The organism is Candidatus Pelagibacter bacterium nBUS_49 (genome assembly GCF_051200925.1).
GTDB lineage: Bacteria > Pseudomonadota > Alphaproteobacteria > Pelagibacterales > Pelagibacteraceae > Pelagibacter.
Window position 1 is genome coordinate 476536 of record NZ_CP172837.1, and the last position, 20033, is coordinate 496568.

The following is a 20033-nucleotide window of genomic DNA, read 5'->3' on the forward strand; positions in this document are numbered from 1 at the left end:
CTTAGGATTATTTAAAATTAGAGCAGTGAATATAAATACTACAAAAATTATATCACTGCTCTTTTTTATTTTTTCTGTATTTTATTTATATACAGCTTACCAAATTCAAGTTTTTGCATTTGATGAAAATGCACCGTTTAATGCCAGAACATTTCCAATTTATTTAGGTTATGCTGGATTATTTTTTTCAGGCCTTAAAGTAATTTTACCTGACCCAAACACAATTAAAGTTGAGCATAAAGCTTTAGAGTACAAAAAAACTGCTATTTTAGTTTTGATTGCAATAATTTATGGGGCCTTAATTTTAAAAGTTGGGTATTTTTTAACTACCTCTTTATTTCTAATGGCATCTTATTATTTTTTAGGTGAGAGAAGATGGGTATTAATGTTTATGCTTTCTTTTCCATTTGTTGCAGCATTTATGTATCTTTTACACGGTGTGCTTGACATTTACTTAAGAGATCCATTTCTTCAAATGTTAGGAGTAATGGGATGATAGAAGGAATTTTAATTGGATTAAAAACAGCTCTTACATTTCAAAATATATTTATGGTAATGATTGGTTGTTTCTTTGGAACAATCATTGGAATGCTTCCTGGTCTTGGACCAATGACTGCGATAGCTTTAATGATACCTATTACTTACGGTTTTGATCCAGCAACTGGCTTAATTTTAATGGCTGGTGTTTATTATGGAGCTGTATTTGGAGGATCTACTTCTTCAATATTATTAAATGCTCCAGGTGTTCCTGGAACGGTAGCAACTTCGTTTGATGGTTATCCAATGGCACAACAAGGTAAAGCTGGAAAAGCTTTAGCAATTGCTGCATGGAGTTCTTTTGCAGGCGGAACACTTGCTGCAATTTACTTATTATTTATGGCACCTAGTTTATCAAAAGTAAGTTTATCTTTTAGATCGCCTGATTACTTTGCCTTAATGATTTTAGGTTTAACTGCTATTGCTGCATTTTCATCCAAAGGACAATTTATTAAAGCGATGATGATGGTGGTGCTTGGTTTAATGTTAGCATCTGTTGGTCAAGATAGTTTATCTGACATTACAAGATTTACTTTTAATAATATGAACTTAACAGATGGAATAAGTTTTGTTCTTGTTGTTATGGCAACTTTTGCAATGAGTGAAGCACTCACTATTATTTTAAAACGTAACGATCCAACAGCAGCAGCAAAACAAGTATCTTTAACAGAACTTGGTTCAATTAAGATTAATAAAGAAGAAAGAACTAAAATGTTAAAGACCATTCCTCGAAATTCAATTATTGGCTTTTTAATTGGAGTATTACCTGGAGCAGGAGCAACTATTGCATCTTTCTTAGCATATGGAATGGAAAGAAATTTAGTAAGTGATGAAGAGAAAGAAAAATTTGGTAAAGGAAGTGTTCATGGATTAGCTGCACCTGAAACAGCAAATAATGCAGCATGTTCAGGAGCTTTTGTTCCATTACTAACTTTAGGAATACCTGGAAGTGGTACTACTGCTGTAATGTTAGGAGCTCTATTAGGATTTGGTATTCAGCCTGGTCCAAGACTTTATGTAACTAATCCAGAAATTTTTTGGTCTGTTATAATGTCGATGTATATTGGAATGGTAATATTACTTATTCTGAATTTACCTTTAATTCCTTACATCGCTAGAATTTTAGCAATACCTAAAAATTATTTAATTCCACTTATCTTATTTTTTTCAATCACAGGAATTTATGTAATGTCATTTAATAACTTTGATATCTATTTAATGATAGGAATCGCAGTTGTTGCTACCTTTATGCGCTTATATGATTTTCCAATGCCACCACTTATTTTAGCTTTTGTCCTTGGTGGTTTAATGGAAGAAAATTTAAGAAGATCTCTATTATTAAGCGATGGTTCTTGGACTTTTTTATGGGATAGAACTCTTACAGCATGTATATTAGCTACAACAATATTGATAGTGCTGTGGCACATTTATAAAACAATTACAAAAAAAAATTAAGATTTAATATCAACTCTTTTTCTTATTATATCTTTATCTAGTTTCATTTCCCTGTAAGAAATTATAAGGACACCGGTAAATATTATAAGAGCACCAATCCAAGTATAAAGATCTGGCATTTCATCAAATACAAAATAACCAATAATAGACGCAAAAACTAAATTTAAAAAAGAGTAGGGTTGTGTCATGCTCACGTCAACCAATTTAAATGCATGGTTAAGCGTTAAATGTAAAACGGTTCCACACATAGCCGCCAAGATTAAGTAGATAAAGGTTTTTAAGCTGGGCATTTCCCAAAAAAATAAAACAATTAAGAAGCTAAGTAGGCTCATAAAAATAGATTGATAAGCTAGAATAGTAATTGCACTATCATCTTTGGAAATTTTTTTAGTTATAATTATATTAATTGACCAAAGTAATGCAGAAAATAAAACCATATAAACTCCAATAGATATATCTACAAAACCAGGTCGAATAATTACCAACATTCCACTAAAACCAAGTATTAGAGCTAAAGTTCGATATATATAAATCTTCTCTCCTAAAAAAAATACTGCAAGTATTGTTACGATTAAAGGAACTACAAAAGATATTGCAGTAAGTTTTTCAATAGGAAGCAGTACTAAAGCTGAAAAATATACAAGCATTGCAGGTAAGCCAAGTATTGCTCTTAAGAAATGTTGTTTAAGGTGAGTTGTTTTAAGTACAACATTTTTATTTTTAATTACGTATGGTAAAATTATTACTAGACCTAAAAAAAATCTAAAAAAACCAGCCACATAAACATTAACATCTTCTTGAGCTATCTTTAAAAAAGAAAGCATTACAGTTCCAAAAAAAACAGAAGTGATTATTAAAAAAATAGCTAATTTGTTATTGGACATTAATTAATTACTATAAGTATAACTGAAGTATAAACAATCTTAGTTTAAAACATCTTTAATCAATTTTTTGATGATTGATTTAAAACAAAAATACCCGAACAAGTAATAATTATCGCTCCAAAAATAGTAAACATATCGGGCACATCATTATAAAATATATATCCAAAAATTATTGCCCAAAAAATCAAAGTATAATGAAATGGCTGAATAATACTTGCTCTTGCTTTACTTAAAGCAATTATTTGAAGATAAAGCCCTAATGAAAAAAATATCCCTATACCTAAAAACATTGCATACGAGGATATATCTACTGGAGTCCAAAACTTAGAAGCCAATAATGACATAATTATTAATCCAATGATTGATGTATAAAATAAAGAAGTCTCATTTTTATCATGTTCAGAAACTTTTTTAGTAACGATTTGATAAAGTCCCAATATAAAAGCAGCAATCAATGGCAATAATGCTTTTGGATCAAAGATTGATGAAGTTGGTCTTAGAATAATTAAAACTCCAACAAAACCGATAAAAATTGCTACCCATGTTTTAAGAGACACTTTTTCTTTTAAGATTATTGCTGATAGTGCAACCACTATTACTGGTGCAAGTGAACCAATGCTATGCGCATTAGCTAAAGATAAGTATTTAAATGACAAAACAAAACATCCAGACTCTATTACCGATAATAAGCTTCTAAAGATCTGTAATTTAATATTTTTAGATTTATAAAATAAATAATTATTTTTTCTTTTAGACTCAAACAAACTCAAACATAAGACAAAAAAATATTTAACCAAAAGTAACTGAAAAATAGAATGATGAATTACTAAAGTTTTTTGAATTGTATCTAAAATAGAAAAAGATAAATATGCAAAAATTCCAAAAAGCATTCCAATAGACTCTTTGGATTTAAAAAGATGCATAAATTAGCTTAAAATCTTTTTGTACTCTTCAATAATATTTGGCCAATCAAATTTAGAAACAAATTCTTTTGCATTTTTTCCATACTCTAAATATTTTTTATTTTCTAACATAGAATTAATTGTTGAATAAATTTCATCCAAATTATTACCATCACAAATTAATCCTGTCTTTTCATGATCAATAGCATCAGACGCACCACCATCTTTGCCCCCAATGGATGGAATACTTAATTGAGCAGCTTCCGTATAAGCTATTCCAAAACCTTCTACTGAAGATTTGTGAACAACAGATGGCATCACAAAAATATGTGATTTAGCAATTAAAGCATTTTTTAAATCATCGCTTATATCTTTAAAAAACATTACCTGACCCTCCAAATCTAATTCTTTTACAAGATCTTTAATATTTTCTTCTTCATCACCATAACCGATACAAATGTAGATAATATCTGGATAAATTTGTTTTAGATTTCTTAAAGCCATTATTACTTTTTCATGATTTTTTCGTTTATCAAATCTTGAAACTGTAATTAATCTTGGTGTTTTAACTGCAAGTAAGCTTTCAACTTTCTCTAATGATTTTTGATCAAGATCTTTGATTGGATCGATGCCCGGATTGATAACAATAATATTTTCTTTTTTAACTCCAATACTAATTGCTAAATTTTTAGTATATTTTGAATTCGCAATTACTTTTTCAACATTGTTTAAAACTTTTAATAAACGTTTGTTAATCCCCGATCCTTTAGCGTGGTTAATTTCTTTACCATGAATTAAACAATATTTTTTTTTACTAGTCTTTAAATGTTCTAAGCTTTTCCAATGATCAGCTATAATACCATTTACTTTGCCATTTTTTATAAATTCATCAATGAGATAGGCTTTTCGATATTTTCTAAGTAATTTAGGTCCCCCAACTCTCTCAATAGAAAATGTTGCTTGTTCATCAAATTCTTTATGTTTTTCATCATAATCTGCAAAAACTTTAATCATAAAGTTTTTTGAAAGTTCTTTTGCAAGTCCCCACATTAAGCTTTGCATACCACCAAGCTCAGGTGGAAAAGATCTAGTAACGATTAAATACATTAATCATATTTCCATTTGATGCCACAGCCAGCACTAGGTATTTGGTTCTGTGGTCCATTGCTAGTTTCAGCAATTTGTTTCATAGATTTTAACAAATCACTTTCACCATCTTTTACTGGCACAAAATTTTTAAGTTCCCTTAGTCTTCCTCTGTATTGTAGCTCAAGGTTTTTATTATATCCAAAGAAATCAGGTGTGCATACAGCATCATAAGACTTCGCAATTTCTTGTGTATCGTCATGCAAATAAGGAAAATTAAAATTATTATCTTTAGAAAATTTAATCATATTTTCAAATGAGTCATCTGGATAATTCACAAAATCATTTGAACATATCGCTACTGTGTTAATTCCAATTTTTTTTAATTCATTACAATCTTCAACTAGTTCTTTTGTAATAGCTTTGACATATGGACAATGATTACAAATAAACATTATCAAAGTTCCATTTTCTCCCTTGATATCATTTAATGAAATAACTTTATTTTCAGTAGATTTTAATTCAAAGGGTAAAGCTTTTTTACCAAAATCACATATTGGAGTTTGAACTGGCATACTATAAGAATATATAAATTATGTTTTACGATTTAAAAGATAAAAAACCTCAAAACTCAGGCGAAAATTGGGTAGCACCAAATGCAACAATCATTGGTGATGTAACTTTAGAGAAAAACTCTAGCATTTGGTTTAATGCGGTATTACGTGGTGATATTGAAAATATTCACATAGGTGAGGGATCTAATATTCAAGATGGCAGTGTTTTACACACTGATCCTGGTTGCCCTTTAAAAGTTGGAAAAGACGTAACTGTCGGCCATCTAGTTATGCTTCATGGATGCACAATTGGAGACAATAGTTTAATTGGAATTGGTGCTGTTATACTTAATAATGCTAAAATTGGTAAAAATTGTATTATTGGCGCTAAAGCTTTAATCACTGAAAATAAAGAAATACCTGATAATTCATTAGTGGTTGGTTCACCAGGTAAAATAATTAGAGAAGTAACAGAAGAAGAAAAAAAATCAGTTTTAGAAAATACTAAACACTATCAAGATAATTGGAAAAAATATTCAAAATCAATTTTTTAAAAGGAGAATGAAATGTCAGCAGGTTATGTAATAGCACAATTAAAAGTAACAAATCCTGAAAACTACAAAGAGTATGTAGCCAAAGTTAGTGAAGTAGTTAAAAAATTTGATGGAGAATACCTTGTTAGAAATGGTGAATATCAAGTTGTCGAAGGTGAGGATAATTTTCCAAGGTTAGTCATCATAAGATTCCCAACTTATGAAAAGGCTTTAGAATGGTATCATTCTGATGATTACAAACCTGTTAAAGATATAAGATTGCAGAATTCTGAAGGGAGCAACATTATTGTTAAGGGAGTATAAATTTAGTAATGAGGTGGTTTTTTATCTTCTTTAATCTCTGTAACAATTTCATTATCCATCTCTTCAATTCTTTTATTTAAATTTATAATTTCATTTTTTAAAAATTTAATTTCTTTTTGTTGAGAATATAGCTCACTACTTATTTGAGATATTTCTTGTTGAAGAAATGTAATCTGTTCTTCTAATTTTTTAACTAAATTATCCATAAAAAAAACTAAGGAACCAACCAATAATCCCTGCTTATAGTATTTTCAGAACCAAGATTATCAGCAAATTCAAATCGTGCTCTTCGATGACCTTTAGCTGCTAGATAAAGCCACTCAATAGATTTAATTTTACACTGAATTACAGTAAAGTTTTTATAACCTTCTTCACTTTGTTCTTTTGTGTAGTCAAAATTATCACGCTCCGGTTTTAATCCAGAAGTTGGAATATCACTTTCTGTTCCAGGCCCATTATCAACTAAATAACATTTTCTAGATATATGTTGTGTTTTAGACCAAGACTTTTTTGTTATTTTGTTGTCATGATTAACAGTACATTCTACTTTAAGTCTTACCTGAATTTTTTCCTCTTTATCATAGAATAAAATTGCAGCATTTTTATTAGCTTTTAATTTTCTAATTTTATCTGATCTAATATCACTGTGGTATTGAATAAGATTATTAGCTTCATCAGCCTTTCTAAGAACAACTATTCGTCCATCAAAATCAGATTGATCTCCACAAATAAATACAGGTATTCTAAAAGGTGAGCTTCTATCTTTAACTGCATTTGTTAACATTGACCAAATTTTCTTTTTGATCTCAGCAAAATCCTCGTAGTAAGGAACTGTGTCAGTCACAGATATTATTTCTTCTTCTTTAGTAAGGCAATTAGACTTGAACTATCCCAACGATTACCACCCATTTCTTGAACTTTTGCATAGTAGCCATCAATAAGTTCTGTAATTGGAACTGGGGAACCATTTTTTTTTGCTTCCTCAATGACAATTGCCAAATCTTTTCTCATCCAGTCTACAGCAAAACCATAATCAAACTTATCATCAGTCATAGTTCGATATCTATTTTCCATTTGCCAAGATTGGGCGGCACCTTTTGATATAGTCTCCATAACGATATCCATATCTAAGCCAGCATTAATTCCAAAATTAATAGCTTCTGATAAACCTTGTACTGCTCCTGCAATACACATTTGGTTCATCATTTTAGTTAATTGACCACTTCCTGATTTACCAATTAATTTTACTTTTCTACTGTAGCAATCAATAACTTGTTCTGCTTTTTTAAATACATCCTCATCACCACCAACCATAACAGTTAGTATTCCACCTTCAGCTCCAGCTTGACCACCAGAAATAGGTGCATCTAAAAAATCAAATCCTTTATCTTTTGCTGCTTTATACAGTTCTCTTGATATCTCTGCTGATACAGTGGAATTATCAATATAAACTGAACCTTCTTTAGCAGTATTGAATAATCCATTTTCACCAAGAGATACTTCCCTTAAATCATTATCATTTCCAACACAGGTAAAAATAAAATCAGCACCTTCAGCTGCTTTTGCAGGTGTATCTGCTTTTGAACCTTTATATTCTGCAATCCATTTGTCAGCTTTAGCAGGTGTTCTATTATAAACAGTTACATTGTGACCTGCTTTTGATATATAACCTGCCATTGGATAACCCATGACACCAAGACCTATGAAAGCAATATTACAAGACATAATTTTTATTTCCTATGTTTAATAGTTTGAAGTTTAAAGTAATTCTATTTGGTTTTATTTTTACATTTTTTTCTAGCTTTGGACAGAGTTATTTTCTAGGCTTATTTAATTCCAGTATTAGAGAAGCACTATCTATTACCCACGGACAATTTGGCTCAATTTTTGCATCAGCAACCTTATGCAGTAGTCTTCTATTAATTTGGGTTGGGAAAAAGATAGATGATGTAAATATTTTTAAATTTGCTTTTTTTGTAACTATTCTTTTATCATTTGCTTGTTTCTTCTTTTCAAGAATAACATCAGTTTTTTTATTATTTATTGGAATTTTTTTAATGAGATTTTCAGGACAAGGAATGATGTCTCATACAGCTTCAACAACTATTTCAAGATATTTTACCAGAACCAGAGGTAGAGCTTTAAGCATAAGTTGGTTTGGTCTTTCATCTGCAGAATTTGTAATGCCTGTTCTAATGGTATATTTATTAACAATCATAGATTGGCAAAATCTTTGGATTATTTTTTCCATTACAGTTTTAATAGTTTTACCAATTGTATCTTTTTTATTAATTAAAAATTTAAATTTAGACTCAAGAGAGGCTAATGATGAAAATAAAAAAGAAATTGAAATTAAACAATGGAAGAGAAGGGAAGTAATAAAGGATTATAGATTTTACATCATAAGCTCGAACATGTTAGCAATGCCGTGGATATTTACTGGTTTTGCTGTTTTTCAATCTTTTGTTCAAACTTCAAAAGGATGGGGTCCATATGTAATTGCTCAATCATTTATGTCTTATTCAATTTTTTCAGTACTTACTTTATTTTTATCAGGTTTTTTAATTGATAAATATTCAAGTAGAAAATTATTAATTTATATGAATATTCCACTTTTATTATCTGTAATTGTTTTATTCTCTTTCGATACACCTGTTACAGCTTTTGTATTTTTAGGTTTAGTTGGGATATCTAATGGATTTGCAAATATATTAGGATCTTCTACTTGGGCTGAGTTATATGGAGTTAAATATCTAGGATCTATTAAAGCTTTAACTACTGCAATGATGGTGTTTGCCACAGCTTTTGGAACTGCTTTATTTGGATATTTGATAGATACAGGTTTTACAGTGGGTGATATAGCTGTTGTATCAGGCACTTATATATTCATTTCTTTAATCCTACTTTTCTTTGTAAGAAAAAAGCTAAATCCGGTAATAATTTAGAAAATACTTGCATTTTTGAAGTTCGAGGTATAAATAATCGCCCATGGCAAGAGTAACCGTAGAAGATTGTATAGATAAAGTAGATAGCCCATACGAATTAGTGCTTGTTGCTAAAGAAAGAGCTACTCAATTAAATTCTGGTATCGAGCCAACTTTGGATAGAGATAACGACAAAAATACAGTTATTTCTTTAAGAGAAATTGCTGAAGAAAAAATCCAAGTATCAGATTTAACTGACAGTGCAGTTTACAAACTTAGAAAACATGTTGAGCAAGTTGACGATGGTTCTGAGGATGATGAAGAAGTGGGTGATGATTTTGAAAATATGTACAAAGGTGAAATTTCAAAAAGTGGAACACCTATTTTACCATCTAAAAGAGCAAGAAAAACTCCAGAAAAAATTCAAGTTTCTCAAGAAGATTTAGCTGAATTATCAGAAACTGCTAAGCCAGACGTAGATGTATCAGCTGATGAAGAAACAATGAATGAGCAAGGTGAAGTTTCTTTAGATGAAGTTTCAGAACAAGAAAATCAAGAAGCAGAAGCAATTACAGAAGATTCAGACGCTTCAAACTCATAATAAAATCATATAAAGTTAAATCATGAATAGGAAAGTATCAGTCGCTCCTATGATGGATTGTACAGATCGTCATGAGCGTTACTTTTTAAGACTGATTTCAAAGAATACACTTCTCTATACAGAGATGGTTGTTGATGAAGCAATTAACAGAGGTGATAAAAAACGATTACTTCAATTTAACATTAATGAAAAACCTGTTGCGCTTCAATTGGGTGGATCTTCTCCAAAACTTTTATCCGAAGCTTCGAAAATAGGTGAAGATTTTGGGTATGATGAAATTAATTTAAATTTAGGTTGCCCAAGTAAAAAAGTTGAAAAAGGTAAATTTGGTGCTTGCTTGATGAAAGAACCTAATTTAGTTGCGGATTGTTTAAGCAAAATGCAGGCTTCAACCAATTTACCCGTAACTATCAAAACTAGAATTGGATATGATAATGTTGAAGATTATGAAAATCTTCATAATTTCATTATAACTTTAAGATCTACAGGGGTAAAAACTTTTATCATTCATGCTAGAAAAGCAATGTTGGGAAAATTTACACCTAAACAAAATTTAAACATCCCTCCTTTAAAATATGAATACGTTTATAAATTAAAGGAAGATTTTCCAAATGAAGAAATAATTATTAATGGAGGAATAACATCTGTTGATCAAATAAAGCCATTACTTCAAAAAATAGATGGTGTTATGATTGGTAGAGCTGCATATCACACACCTTACATGTTGGCAGAGATTGAAAAAGAAATTTTTAATAATGAAAATATTCCAAGCAGACAAGATGTTATTGAACAGTTAATTCCTTATGTGAAAGATGAATTAAAGAAGGGAACTAGACTAAATCAAATAATGAGGCATACTCTTGGTTTATTTCATGGACAAACAGGCGCTAGTTACTGGAAAAGATATTTAAGTGAGAATATGTGTGTGAGAGATGCAGATGTTCAAAAAATTGATCACATAATGGATAAGATTAGGTATAACAATGTTGACACAAGTGTAGGCCAATCTGCTTAATTCATTTTTAGCAAACGAATATAGTTATTTTATTTTATTGATGGCATTAACAGCCATACCTGTTGGTTTTGTAGCTGGTCTGTTTGGTATCGGTGGAGGATTGGTAATGGTTCCATTCTTATTTTATGTTTTTGAAAGCTTAAATATTGATGCAAATTATATTATGCACCTGGCTGTTGGAACTTCTTTTGGTATTATTATTCCAACTTCTTTTGTTTCTGTAATGACTCATTATAAACTTGGAGCTGTTGATACAAATTTGGTTAAAACTTACGGTATATTTACAGTGATAGGTGTTTCATTGGGTACAATTTTTGCAGTTTATTTAGATACTAAAAATATGGTTTTATTTTTTTCATTAGTACTTTTTTTGTTAAGTTTGTATTTATTATTTTTGAAAGAAAAAGAAACCATAATAGCAATTTCGATTAAGCAGAAATATAAAATTATTTTTGGCTTAATTTCTGGATTTATTTCTGCGCCCATGGGTATTGGAGGAGCAGTTATGAATGTACCTATATTTAAGTTTTTTGGCTATTCAATTAATAGAGCTATTGGGACAGCTGCAGCAATCGGTTTTTTTATTGCATTATTTGGTGCTATTGGTTTTGTCATAAGTGGTACCTATTTAAAGACCAGTTTACCTCTTAGTGTCGGTTTTCTAAATATACCTACTTTTTTAATCTTCATTCCTATTACAACTTTTATGGCTAGAATTGGTGCTCGGACAGTTCATAAAATCGATAAACAAAAAATAAGTAAATATTTTGGACTTTTATTGTTTGTGGTAGCTTGTAAATTTTTATACGAATATTTTACGATTTAAACTTTAATTCTTTTATAGACTTTTTGATTAAAATTTAGTTAGACTTAAATTTTAACATTATGGAGTTTATAGGATATTTTTCTAACGTTTTCATATTTGAAAATGTATTAATTTTAGTTTTAGGAACTATTGGTGGACTTTTAATGGGAGCTGCTCCTGGATTGAGTCCTACAATGGCAGTTGCTTTATTAATTCCTTTCACTTTTAAAATGAGTCCTGACCAAGGTTTAATTATGCTTGGTGCGGTCTATACAGCTACTGTTGCTGGTGGAGCAATTAGTGCAATATTATTAAAAATACCTGGAGCTCCTGCAAACATTGCAACAGTTATGGATGGCTATCCAATGGCAAAAAGCGGTAAATCAAAAGAAGCTCTACATTATTGTTTTATCAGTTCATTCATTGGTGGCGTAATAGGAATTATTATTTTAATTTTTTTTACTCCTATATTAGCAAATTTTGCTCTTAAGTTTGGTCCATCACATATGTTTTGGATAGCAATTTTTGGTGTTACTGTAATTGCAACATTAGATTCTAATTCAATAATTAAAGGACTTTTTTCTGGAGCCATCGGTTTATGGTTGGCAACTATAGGGTATGACTCTGTGTTAGGTGTTGAAAGATTTGTTTTTAATCCAATTTTTTCAGGAGGCATAAATATTATTGCTGCTTTGGTTGGTTTGTTTGCTATCCCTCAAGTCTTATCAATGATTGAAAAAAAACAATTAGATTCTGATCAATTTCAAATGGAAAAAAAAAGTATAATTCAGTCTATTATTTACAATCTTTCAAGAATTAAAGCATTAGTAGTTGGAAGCGTATCTGGAGTTATAATTGGTTTAATCCCTGGTGCAGGAGGACAGATAGCAGGACTTGTATCTTACGATCAAATTAAAAAATTAAGTAAAAATAAAGAAAATTTTGGAAAAGGAGAACCTGATGGAATTATTGCTGCTGAGTTTGCAAACAATGCTATGGTTGGCCCATCTTTAGTTCCTTTACTTACACTCGGGGTTCCAGGAAGTCCAACAGCAGCTGTTTTGTTGGGAGGCTTATTAATACATGGAATGTTTCCAGGACCAAATCTTTTTACAATTTATGCTGAAACAACATGGACTTTTATTAATTCATTATTAGTTGCACAATTTATGATGTTGATTTTTGGATTATATATTAGCGGTTTAGCAAAATATGTAATTAAAACTCCAACAAATTATATGGCTGCAGCTATAACGATACTTGCTATCTTTGGAACCTATAGTGTCCAACATAACTTTGCGGATGTGATTGTTATGTTGTTTTTAGGTGTTTCAATGTTTTTTTTATCAAAATTTGGTTTTACAGCTGCACCGATAGTTTTAGGTTTAATATTAGGGCCAATTGCTGAAACTAATTTTAGTCAAGCAAAAATAATTGCAGATACACAAGAGGGTATTTTTAGATATTTAACATCAGGATATTTAAATTTAACAATAATAACATTATGTATAATTTCTATAGTTTATGGAATTGTTTCAGAAATGAAGAGAAAAAATGCTTAAGATAAATAATTTAATATCTTTGATTTGTATATTATTTATCTCAATTTTATTAGCATTTGCCTCGTTCACTGGCGGTTCAGAAAATACATCTGAAGCATATTTATTTCCAAAATTAATAACATCTGTAATGATAATCTTATCTTCTTTTTCATTAATTTTTTATTTTTTAAATAAAACTTTATCAGTTGCAGAGATTGATATTAAAAAACTATCAGTTTATTTATTTTCTTTAATTATATTTATTTTTATCGGCGAAACTATTGGGTTTTATCTTTTAGCTATATTATTGTTTTTTATAAATAGTTACTACTATTCAGAAAATAAAAATATTAAAAAAATAATTCAAACCATAATTATAACAACTATATTCATGTTATTTATTTATTTCCTTTTTTCTATTATGCTTAAAGTTCAAGTACCTAGATTTTTTCTTTTTTAGAAATATTTAATTAAAAATACAATCATAAGTAGTATTTAAAATAAGATACCTTTACGACAAGTAATTTTACATATCTTAAATATAATTAAAAAATATAACTAAAAAAAATAATGGTCAGACCGATTTTATTGTGATCTAATTTCTATTAACAGAGGAGGTAGATATGAATATAAAAAAATTTTTTTTATATATCACAATAATCTTATCGCTTCTTTCATTTGGATCAATTGCTAAAGCAGCTGATTATCCTGATAGACCGATAAGTGTAATGGTAGCTTATAACCCAGGTGGTGCTACTGATTTTCAAGCAAGACTAGTAACAATGATGGCGGCTCATCCTAAGAAAGATTATTTAGGACAGCCAATAGTTATTGTTAATAAACCTGGGGCTGGTGGAAAAGTAGGATGGAATTGGTTTGCATCTAAAGCTAGAAAAGATGGATATGATTTAGCTGCTTACAACATCCCACATTTTGTATCTCAATCAATAGTATTTGATGATACAAAATACAACATAGATAACTTGGAACCTATAGCGAACTGGGGAGCAGATCCAGCGGTTTTGATTGTCAGTAAAGACAGTCAATTCAATTCAGTTGGTGATATGGTTAAATTTGCAAAAGCGAATCCAGGTAAAGTTACTTTTTCAGGTGCTGGAAAATTTGTTGGTCATCATATAGCTTTTTTACAATTTCAAAAAGCTAGTGGAGCAAAGTTAACTTATGTTCCTCATACAGGAGGTGTTCCTGCATTAGCAGCTGTTAAAGGCGGTCAAGTAATGGCTGGTTTTAATAATCTTTCAGATGCTTTCAGAAGTCAGAATGATATTAAAATTTTAGCAATTGCCGATCTTCAAAGAGAAAAAACATTTTTACCAAATGTTCCAACATTAAAAGAAGAAGGTCTTGATGTTGATAATTCTAGTGTAAACTTTAGAGGCATCATGGCTCCTAAAGGAACTTCACCAGAAATTATTGAATATTTAGCAGCTAAAGTTCCTTTAATGTTTAATGATAAAAAAACTTTGAAACAAATGAAAAAAGGTGGTTCACCTGTTAGAATTATGAACAGAGCTGAAGTACAAGAAATGTGGAAAGCTAGAAAAGTAAGCTTAACAAAACTTCTTGCTGGACTAAAACCTTAATAGTAATTATTACTATATCAATAAAGTTTCGCCTTAATATTTTAAGGCGGAACTTCTGAAACTTAGTAAAAAATTATGAATAACAAGTCTTCTTCAGAAATAGTTCAATCATTAGTTCTTAAAGCAAAAAAAGCTCAATCTATTTTTGAAAATTATAATCAAAATCAAGTTGACGAAGTTGTTACCGCAGTTGCTTGGGCATTATGTAAGCCATCTAATAACAAAAAAATATCAAATTTAGCTGTGAGTGAAACTGGCCTTGGAAATCCAGAAGACAAAATTTTAAAGAATAAAAGAAAAACACTTGGACTGTTAAGAGACCTAAAAAATATCAAAACTGTAGGAGTGATTAATGAAAATAAGAAAAAAGGAATTATTGAAATAGCAAAACCAGTTGGAATTGTTGCAGCTGTTACACCGTCAACCAATCCAGCAGCAACTCCAATAAACAATATTATTAATGCCTTGAAAGGAAGAAATTCGATTATAGTTTCTCCATCACCAGCAGGATCTAAGGTTTTTAGGGATTTATTAATATTAATTAATAATGAGTTAAAAAAAATTAGTGCTCCTGAAAATTTAATTCAAACTTTTGATTGTGATGTCACAAAAGAGTTAACTAATGAGCTAATGAAAAATGTTGATTTAGTTATTGTAACCGGCTCATTAAATAATGTTAGGGAAGCTGCAAAATCTGGTACTAAAGCAATTGGTGTTGGACAGGGAAATGTAACATCAATTGTTGATGAAACAGCTGATTTAGTAGACGCTTTTAAAAAGATAAAAATGTCAAAAACATTCGACAATGCCACAAGCTGTTCATCAGAAAATAATTTGATTTTAATTGAAGATATCTATGAAAAAGCAATCAACTTATTATCTAAAGAAAATGCAGTTTTACTCAATAAAAATCAAAAAGAGGTTTTACAGAAAAATTTATGGATTAATGGAAAACTAAATAGAAAAATAATTGCAAAATCAGCAAAATTTATTGCAAATGAGTTAAATCTTAAAGTAGATGAAAATGTTCAAATATTAATGGTTGAAGAAGATGGAGTTGGATTAGACTATCCTTTTTCAGGTGAAAAATTATCACCAGTGTTGACCGTATATAGAGTCAAAAACTTTAATGAAGCTAAGGAATTAGCCAAAAAAATTCTAAATTATCAGGGCATAGGCCATTCCGTTGGTGTACATACCAAAAATGATGAAAGAGTAATTGAATTAGGATTAGATTTATCTGTGTGCAGAGTGATTGTTAATCAAGCACATACATTTGCTACAGGCGGAAGTTTTACTAATGGTCTACCTTTTTCTCTATCAATGGGTTGTGGAACTTGGCAAAAAAATACAATTGATAATAATTTAAATTACAAACATTTTTTAAATATAACTAAAATATCTAATTTAATCCCAGGTAAGGAAGCTGAACTTAAAGAGTATTTTAAGGATTACTGTGAAAAAAATGACCCCAAAGAATTAAAAAATTTAGAATAGTTGAATGGAATTAGGCACAGTAAGAGATTTTATAAACTTTAATTCAGAAAATAATCCAAATTTAGATTTTATTACTTGCCCAAATACTCAAAAAAAAATAACAAATAAAAACCTTAAGACAAATTTAGATAAGATAAATTATTATTTATCTGTTGAAAAAAAACAGAAGAAAAATTCACTTATTTGTACACTGACAGAAAATTCACTTAGTGGAATTCAACTCATGTTAGGAATTATGTATTCTGGAATGATACAAGTTCCTCTCAATTTAGTGGCAGGAGAGGAACAGCTAGCTTACATCATTGAGCATTCTGAATCTAAGCTATTACTTTCAACTAAATCAAATTTAAGTTTAGCACAAAGAATAATCAAAAAGTCTAGAAGTGAAGTTGAGCTTATAGAAATTGATAAAGACAATTTTATAGATGAATTAAATGATGAAAAAATAGAATTAGATAATCTTAATAAATCTAACAACGCTTTGTTAATGTATACATCGGGTACAACTGGAAAACCCAAAGGTGTAATGCTCACTCATGACAATGTTTTAAATGGAGGTAAAAACGTTTTAATTTCACATGAATTGATTACTACGGACAAGGCATTATGCGTTCTGCCATTATATCACATTAATGGCTTAATAGTTACGGTAATGGGACCATTAGTAAGTCAAAGCTCATTAGTTTTATCTGAAAAGTTTTCTGCTACAAATTTTTGGAAACACATTGAAGAATTTAAATGTACCTGGTTTAGCATAGTACCAACTATAGTTTCTTCATTATTAAATAAATATTCAGAAGCTGAATTTAAATCATTGGATATATCACTTATAAGATTTGGTAGAAGTGCATCGGCAGCATTAGCCCCAGAAACACATAAGAATTTTGAAGAAAAATTTAAGATAAAGATGATTGAAACAATGGGTCTGACAGAAACGTGTGCTCCTATTTTGTCTAATCCGCCTTCTCCCAATCCTATTAAATATGGCTCACCTGGTATACCTTATGGAAACGAAGTTAAAATTTTTGATAATGAATTTAATGAAGTTGAAAGAAATACAATCGGTCAAATTTGTGTAAGAGGTAAAAATGTGATGAAAGAATATTATAAAGATCCCAACGAAACAAAAAAAAGTTTTTACAATGATTGGCTTTTAACAGGTGATTTAGGTTTAATGGACTCTGAAGATTTTGTCTTTGTAAAAGGTAGAATTAAAGAACTTATAATTAAAGGAGGTGAAAATATTTCACCAAGAGAAATTGATGATGTTTTGTATCAACATCCCGATGTACTTGAAGCAGCAGCATTTGGTGATGAATGTAGTCATTATGGTGAAACTGTAAAAGCAGGTGTTGTGTTGAAAAATAAAAACTCATTAACTGAAATAGATTTGATTAATCATTGTTCAAAAATTTTAGGTAAATTTAAATCACCAGAAAATATATTTTTTTTTGATGAACTTCCAAAAGGATCTTCAGGAAAAATTCAAAGATTAAAGATTAAAAATTTAATTAAATAATCTTATGTATCGAATTAATAAGAAATTCTTAAAATCCTCTCATCATATAACTGAACTAAAATTATGCTCTATAAGACTTCATGATAATTTTAAATTTCCCTGGTTGATATTAATACCTAAGAGAAAAAATGTAACAGATATCAGTGAACTTAATTCTAAAGATCAGATATTGCTTATGAAGGAAATTGTTTTGGTAAGTAGGCTTATGAAGAAACTATTTAAAACATCAAAACTTAATGTAGAAAAAATAGGTAATATAGTTCCACAATTACATATCCATATTATCTCTAGAAAAAAAACTGATAGCTCTTGGCCGTTATCTGTATGGGCTGTTAAAGGAAAAAAATATTCAGCAGATAACTTAAAAGATGTTTTAAATAAAATTAGATCAGCTTTTAAATAAAAAGAGGTGACTTCAGTCTCCCTCCATCACCTCGTATGTAAATTTATATGATTCTTTGTCTTTTACTAAGCACGTTTTGATTGAATCTTTATAGAATTGTATAACTTTTATTCTATGATCTTTTCACAGAATTTTGATGCAAATTGAGTATCTTCAATTATTTGTTCTGGTTTTTGATTAAATACACTATCCAATTCATCATCTGAAAACCTTTCACTTAATTTATTAACTGTGCATTCGCAATAGGCTTTGGCTTTGTCTGTACCTAGATACTGTTTAGAGTTCTGGTAGCAACCAATATATATCTGTTGCCCATTTTGTTCGCTAAAAGCATGACTTTTAAAGGGTATTAATAAGAATAGAATTAAAATTAGGCTATATTTTTTGATCATATTCACCAACCTTTCCAGTTTTTTGGAGTAAATCATCAATAAATTCAAAGATTTTTTTCTTCCTAACATCTGATGTTGGGCTTTCAGTTACAATCACTAGTGATGGTTTGTTTGAAGATGCTCTAATCAGCCCCCAAGAACCATCATCAAAAGAAAATCTTACCCCGTTTACTGTTAATACTTCCGTTATTATTTGATCATCAATTTTAGTTTTGTTATTCTTAATTTCCTCAACTTGTGTAACTAATTCTTCAACTACTTGGTATTTTTCTTCATCTTTACAGAAAGGAGCCATAGTGGGGGTTTGATATGTATTGGGTAATTCATTAATGATTTCACTCATCATTTTGTTTTGATTATCCAATAAATGGCACACATGAATTGCTGAATTAATTCCATCATCATAACCATAACCTAAAGGTTGATTAAAAAAGAAATGACCACTCTTTTCAAATCCTGCTAGTGCTTTTTCTGTGTTTACTTTTCTTTTAATGTGAGAATGACCAGTTTTCCAATAAATAGTTTCGCAATTATTTTTTAATAGAACATCATCTTTTGAGTATAATCCTGTTGATTTTACATCTACAACAAATTTTGAATTTTTATGTTTTGTGGATAAGTTTCTTGCAATTAATAAACCAATTTTATCAGAAAATATTTCATTACCATGATTATCAATTACACCAACTCTATCTCCATCACCATCAAAACCAAAACCTATGTCTGCATCATTGTCTTTCACAGCTTTAGTAATTTCATGTAGCATTTCTAAATCTTCTGGATTAGGATTGTATTTAGGAAAAGTCCAATCTAATTCACAATCAAGTTCTATAACCTCACAACCAATTCCTCTCAAAATATCAGGAGCAAAAACTCCAGCAGTACCATTTCCACAAGCTACAACTGCTTTTAATTTTTTAGTAATCTTATTACCTTTTATTAAATCATCTTTATAAACTTGTTGAAAATTTTCAATTTGCTTTTCAGATCCAGCTCCATTTGAGAATTTTTCATTCAAAGTCAAATCTTTTAATTCTTTCATTTCTTCAGGAGCATGGGTTAAACCTTTTTTGATACCCATTTTTACACCAGTCCAACCATTTTCATTATGACTTGCTGTAACCATTGCAACGGCATCTGCGTTTAAATTAAATTGTGCAAAATAAACCATTGGAGATAAAGAAAGACCTATATCTTCAATATGACATCCTGTTGAGATTAAACCTTTTTTAAGAGCACTTTTAATTTCCTCACTATAAGATCTGTAGTCATGACCAACTATAACCCTTGGATTATCTTTTTGAGTGTGAATTTTTATTTGTGTACCTAAACCTTTACCAAGATTCGTGATTCCTTCTCTGCTAATATCTTTCTCATACAACCAACGAGCGTCATATTCTCTAAAGCCATAAGGATCTATTTTTATTTTTTCAGACATTTGTTAATTACTTACTATT

At 29.7% G+C, this 20033-nt stretch carries 23 protein-coding genes; 14 read left to right on the forward strand and 9 right to left on the reverse strand.

Annotated elements, in window-relative coordinates; all coding sequences use genetic code 11:
- Positions 1 to 25: 25 nt before the first annotated feature.
- Positions 26 to 496: a tripartite tricarboxylate transporter TctB family protein gene (locus tag ACIJYF_RS02560; RefSeq protein ID WP_435117502.1), complete on the forward strand. Its 471-nt coding sequence runs from the start codon at positions 26 to 28 to the stop codon at positions 494 to 496.
- Entirely contained in the window at positions 493 to 1992 is a 1500-nt protein-coding gene (locus tag ACIJYF_RS02565) for a tripartite tricarboxylate transporter permease (RefSeq protein WP_435088869.1), read from the forward strand. Before ACIJYF_RS02560 ends, ACIJYF_RS02565 begins: the two co-directional genes overlap by 4 nt.
- Here the strand turns inward: ACIJYF_RS02565 and ACIJYF_RS02570 are convergent.
- The 4 genes from ACIJYF_RS02570 to ACIJYF_RS02585 are packed head-to-tail and all read right to left on the reverse strand — an operon-like array spanning position 1989 to position 5439.
- A complete protein-coding gene (locus tag ACIJYF_RS02570; RefSeq protein WP_435117504.1) occupies positions 1989 to 2876 on the reverse strand; it encodes a DMT family transporter in 888 nt (295 codons plus the stop codon). The two genes, ACIJYF_RS02565 and ACIJYF_RS02570, sit on opposite strands and share 4 nt — an antisense overlap.
- A 59-nt stretch (positions 2877 to 2935) precedes the next feature.
- Entirely contained in the window at positions 2936 to 3799 is an 864-nt protein-coding gene (locus ACIJYF_RS02575; protein WP_435117506.1) for a DMT family transporter, read from the reverse strand.
- A gap of 3 nt (positions 3800 to 3802) precedes the next feature.
- Complete coding sequence (locus tag ACIJYF_RS02580; RefSeq protein ID WP_435117508.1) at positions 3803 to 4885, reverse strand: glycosyltransferase family 4 protein; 1083 nt, start codon at positions 4883 to 4885, stop codon at positions 3803 to 3805.
- Entirely contained in the window at positions 4885 to 5439 is a 555-nt protein-coding gene (locus tag ACIJYF_RS02585; RefSeq protein WP_435117511.1) for a thioredoxin family protein, read from the reverse strand. Before ACIJYF_RS02585 ends, ACIJYF_RS02580 begins: the two co-directional genes overlap by 1 nt.
- A gap of 20 nt (positions 5440 to 5459) precedes the next feature.
- On the opposite strand from ACIJYF_RS02585, the gene ACIJYF_RS02590 reads away from it, so the two are divergent.
- Positions 5460 to 5972 (forward strand): gamma carbonic anhydrase family protein, encoded by a 513-nt coding sequence (locus ACIJYF_RS02590; RefSeq protein WP_435117513.1) that lies wholly within the window; start codon positions 5460 to 5462, stop codon positions 5970 to 5972.
- A gap of 12 nt (positions 5973 to 5984) precedes the next feature.
- Positions 5985 to 6275 carry a DUF1330 domain-containing protein gene (locus ACIJYF_RS02595; RefSeq protein ID WP_435117515.1) on the forward strand — a complete coding sequence of 97 codons (291 nt, stop codon included), beginning with the start codon at positions 5985 to 5987 and terminating at the stop codon, positions 6273 to 6275.
- A 2-nt stretch (positions 6276 to 6277) separates the two neighbouring features.
- On the opposite strand, the gene ACIJYF_RS02600 is transcribed toward ACIJYF_RS02595, so the two are convergent.
- Genes ACIJYF_RS02600 through ACIJYF_RS02610 form a run of 3 tightly spaced genes read right to left on the reverse strand, consistent with a single transcriptional unit; the run spans position 6278 to position 8000 of the window.
- Complete coding sequence (locus tag ACIJYF_RS02600; protein ID WP_435117517.1) at positions 6278 to 6481, reverse strand: SlyX family protein; 204 nt, start codon at positions 6479 to 6481, stop codon at positions 6278 to 6280.
- Between the two features lie 8 nt (positions 6482 to 6489).
- Positions 6490 to 7119 carry a flavin-binding protein gene (locus ACIJYF_RS02605; RefSeq protein ID WP_435117519.1) on the reverse strand — a complete coding sequence of 210 codons (630 nt, stop codon included), beginning with the start codon at positions 7117 to 7119 and terminating at the stop codon, positions 6490 to 6492.
- Between the two features lie 5 nt (positions 7120 to 7124).
- On the reverse strand, positions 7125 to 8000 hold the full coding sequence (locus ACIJYF_RS02610; protein WP_435117521.1) for an NAD(P)-dependent oxidoreductase: 876 nt from the start codon (positions 7998 to 8000) through the stop codon (positions 7125 to 7127).
- Positions 8001 to 8014: 14 nt separating this feature from the next.
- Between ACIJYF_RS02610 and ACIJYF_RS02615 the strand changes: the two genes are divergently transcribed.
- From ACIJYF_RS02615 to ACIJYF_RS02660, 10 genes are all read left to right on the forward strand, one after another.
- Positions 8015 to 9220 carry an MFS transporter gene (locus ACIJYF_RS02615; RefSeq protein ID WP_435117523.1) on the forward strand — a complete coding sequence of 402 codons (1206 nt, stop codon included), beginning with the start codon at positions 8015 to 8017 and terminating at the stop codon, positions 9218 to 9220.
- Between the two features lie 43 nt (positions 9221 to 9263).
- Complete coding sequence (gene rpoZ, locus ACIJYF_RS02620) at positions 9264 to 9800, forward strand: DNA-directed RNA polymerase subunit omega (protein WP_435117525.1); 537 nt, start codon at positions 9264 to 9266, stop codon at positions 9798 to 9800.
- A gap of 22 nt (positions 9801 to 9822) precedes the next feature.
- Positions 9823 to 10815, forward strand: a complete 993-nt coding sequence (gene dusA, locus ACIJYF_RS02625) for a tRNA dihydrouridine(20/20a) synthase DusA (protein ID WP_435117527.1) — start codon at positions 9823 to 9825, stop codon at positions 10813 to 10815.
- Between the two features lie 40 nt (positions 10816 to 10855).
- Positions 10856 to 11641: a sulfite exporter TauE/SafE family protein gene (locus tag ACIJYF_RS02630; RefSeq protein WP_435117529.1), complete on the forward strand. Its 786-nt coding sequence runs from the start codon at positions 10856 to 10858 to the stop codon at positions 11639 to 11641.
- Positions 11642 to 11700: 59 nt separating this feature from the next.
- Entirely contained in the window at positions 11701 to 13182 is a 1482-nt protein-coding gene (locus tag ACIJYF_RS02635; protein ID WP_435117531.1) for a tripartite tricarboxylate transporter permease, read from the forward strand.
- Positions 13175 to 13621, forward strand: a complete 447-nt coding sequence (locus tag ACIJYF_RS02640) for a tripartite tricarboxylate transporter TctB family protein (RefSeq protein WP_435117533.1) — start codon at positions 13175 to 13177, stop codon at positions 13619 to 13621. The genes ACIJYF_RS02635 and ACIJYF_RS02640 overlap by 8 nt, the downstream gene beginning before the upstream one ends.
- A 163-nt stretch (positions 13622 to 13784) precedes the next feature.
- Positions 13785 to 14765 (forward strand): Bug family tripartite tricarboxylate transporter substrate binding protein, encoded by a 981-nt coding sequence (locus ACIJYF_RS02645; RefSeq protein ID WP_435088886.1) that lies wholly within the window; start codon positions 13785 to 13787, stop codon positions 14763 to 14765.
- Between the two features lie 75 nt (positions 14766 to 14840).
- On the forward strand, positions 14841 to 16262 hold the full coding sequence (gene sauS / locus ACIJYF_RS02650; RefSeq protein ID WP_435117535.1) for an acylating sulfoacetaldehyde dehydrogenase: 1422 nt from the start codon (positions 14841 to 14843) through the stop codon (positions 16260 to 16262).
- A gap of 4 nt (positions 16263 to 16266) precedes the next feature.
- On the forward strand, positions 16267 to 17781 hold the full coding sequence (locus ACIJYF_RS02655) for an AMP-binding protein (RefSeq protein WP_435117537.1): 1515 nt from the start codon (positions 16267 to 16269) through the stop codon (positions 17779 to 17781).
- A gap of 4 nt (positions 17782 to 17785) precedes the next feature.
- Positions 17786 to 18184 (forward strand): HIT domain-containing protein, encoded by a 399-nt coding sequence (locus ACIJYF_RS02660; protein ID WP_435117539.1) that lies wholly within the window; start codon positions 17786 to 17788, stop codon positions 18182 to 18184.
- 107 nt (positions 18185 to 18291) lie between these two features.
- Here ACIJYF_RS02660 and ACIJYF_RS02665 read toward each other — a convergent pair whose 3' ends face one another.
- Positions 18292 to 18576 carry a hypothetical protein gene (locus ACIJYF_RS02665; RefSeq protein ID WP_435117541.1) on the reverse strand — a complete coding sequence of 95 codons (285 nt, stop codon included), beginning with the start codon at positions 18574 to 18576 and terminating at the stop codon, positions 18292 to 18294.
- On the reverse strand, positions 18560 to 20014 hold the full coding sequence (locus ACIJYF_RS02670; RefSeq protein ID WP_435117543.1) for a phosphomannomutase/phosphoglucomutase: 1455 nt from the start codon (positions 20012 to 20014) through the stop codon (positions 18560 to 18562). Before ACIJYF_RS02670 ends, ACIJYF_RS02665 begins: the two co-directional genes overlap by 17 nt.
- Between the last annotated feature and the right edge of the window lie 19 nt (positions 20015 to 20033).

Excerpts from the sequence above, each read along its gene's own strand:
- ACIJYF_RS02565 (WP_435088869.1), top strand. The coding sequence starts at position 493 with ATGATAGAAGGAATTTTAATTGGATTAAAAACAGCTCTTACATTTCAA.
- ACIJYF_RS02570 (WP_435117504.1), bottom strand. The coding sequence starts at position 2,876 with ATGTCCAATAACAAATTAGCTATTTTTTTAATAATCACTTCTGTTTTT.
- ACIJYF_RS02575 (WP_435117506.1), bottom strand. The coding sequence starts at position 3,799 with ATGCATCTTTTTAAATCCAAAGAGTCTATTGGAATGCTTTTTGGAATT.
- ACIJYF_RS02580 (WP_435117508.1), bottom strand. The coding sequence starts at position 4,885 with ATGTATTTAATCGTTACTAGATCTTTTCCACCTGAGCTTGGTGGTATG.
- ACIJYF_RS02585 (WP_435117511.1), bottom strand. The coding sequence starts at position 5,439 with ATGCCAGTTCAAACTCCAATATGTGATTTTGGTAAAAAAGCTTTACCC.
- ACIJYF_RS02590 (WP_435117513.1), top strand. The coding sequence starts at position 5,460 with ATGTTTTACGATTTAAAAGATAAAAAACCTCAAAACTCAGGCGAAAAT.
- ACIJYF_RS02595 (WP_435117515.1), top strand. The coding sequence starts at position 5,985 with ATGTCAGCAGGTTATGTAATAGCACAATTAAAAGTAACAAATCCTGAA.
- ACIJYF_RS02600 (WP_435117517.1), bottom strand. The coding sequence starts at position 6,481 with ATGGATAATTTAGTTAAAAAATTAGAAGAACAGATTACATTTCTTCAA.
- ACIJYF_RS02610 (WP_435117521.1), bottom strand. The coding sequence starts at position 8,000 with ATGTCTTGTAATATTGCTTTCATAGGTCTTGGTGTCATGGGTTATCCA.
- ACIJYF_RS02615 (WP_435117523.1), top strand. The coding sequence starts at position 8,015 with ATGTTTAATAGTTTGAAGTTTAAAGTAATTCTATTTGGTTTTATTTTT.
- rpoZ (WP_435117525.1), top strand. The coding sequence starts at position 9,264 with ATGGCAAGAGTAACCGTAGAAGATTGTATAGATAAAGTAGATAGCCCA.
- dusA (WP_435117527.1), top strand. The coding sequence starts at position 9,823 with ATGAATAGGAAAGTATCAGTCGCTCCTATGATGGATTGTACAGATCGT.
- ACIJYF_RS02630 (WP_435117529.1), top strand. The coding sequence starts at position 10,856 with ATGGCATTAACAGCCATACCTGTTGGTTTTGTAGCTGGTCTGTTTGGT.
- ACIJYF_RS02635 (WP_435117531.1), top strand. The coding sequence starts at position 11,701 with ATGGAGTTTATAGGATATTTTTCTAACGTTTTCATATTTGAAAATGTA.
- ACIJYF_RS02640 (WP_435117533.1), top strand. The coding sequence starts at position 13,175 with ATGCTTAAGATAAATAATTTAATATCTTTGATTTGTATATTATTTATC.
- ACIJYF_RS02645 (WP_435088886.1), top strand. The coding sequence starts at position 13,785 with ATGAATATAAAAAAATTTTTTTTATATATCACAATAATCTTATCGCTT.
- sauS (WP_435117535.1), top strand. The coding sequence starts at position 14,841 with ATGAATAACAAGTCTTCTTCAGAAATAGTTCAATCATTAGTTCTTAAA.
- ACIJYF_RS02655 (WP_435117537.1), top strand. The coding sequence starts at position 16,267 with ATGGAATTAGGCACAGTAAGAGATTTTATAAACTTTAATTCAGAAAAT.
- ACIJYF_RS02660 (WP_435117539.1), top strand. The coding sequence starts at position 17,786 with ATGTATCGAATTAATAAGAAATTCTTAAAATCCTCTCATCATATAACT.
- ACIJYF_RS02665 (WP_435117541.1), bottom strand. The coding sequence starts at position 18,576 with ATGATCAAAAAATATAGCCTAATTTTAATTCTATTCTTATTAATACCC.
- ACIJYF_RS02670 (WP_435117543.1), bottom strand. The coding sequence starts at position 20,014 with ATGTCTGAAAAAATAAAAATAGATCCTTATGGCTTTAGAGAATATGAC.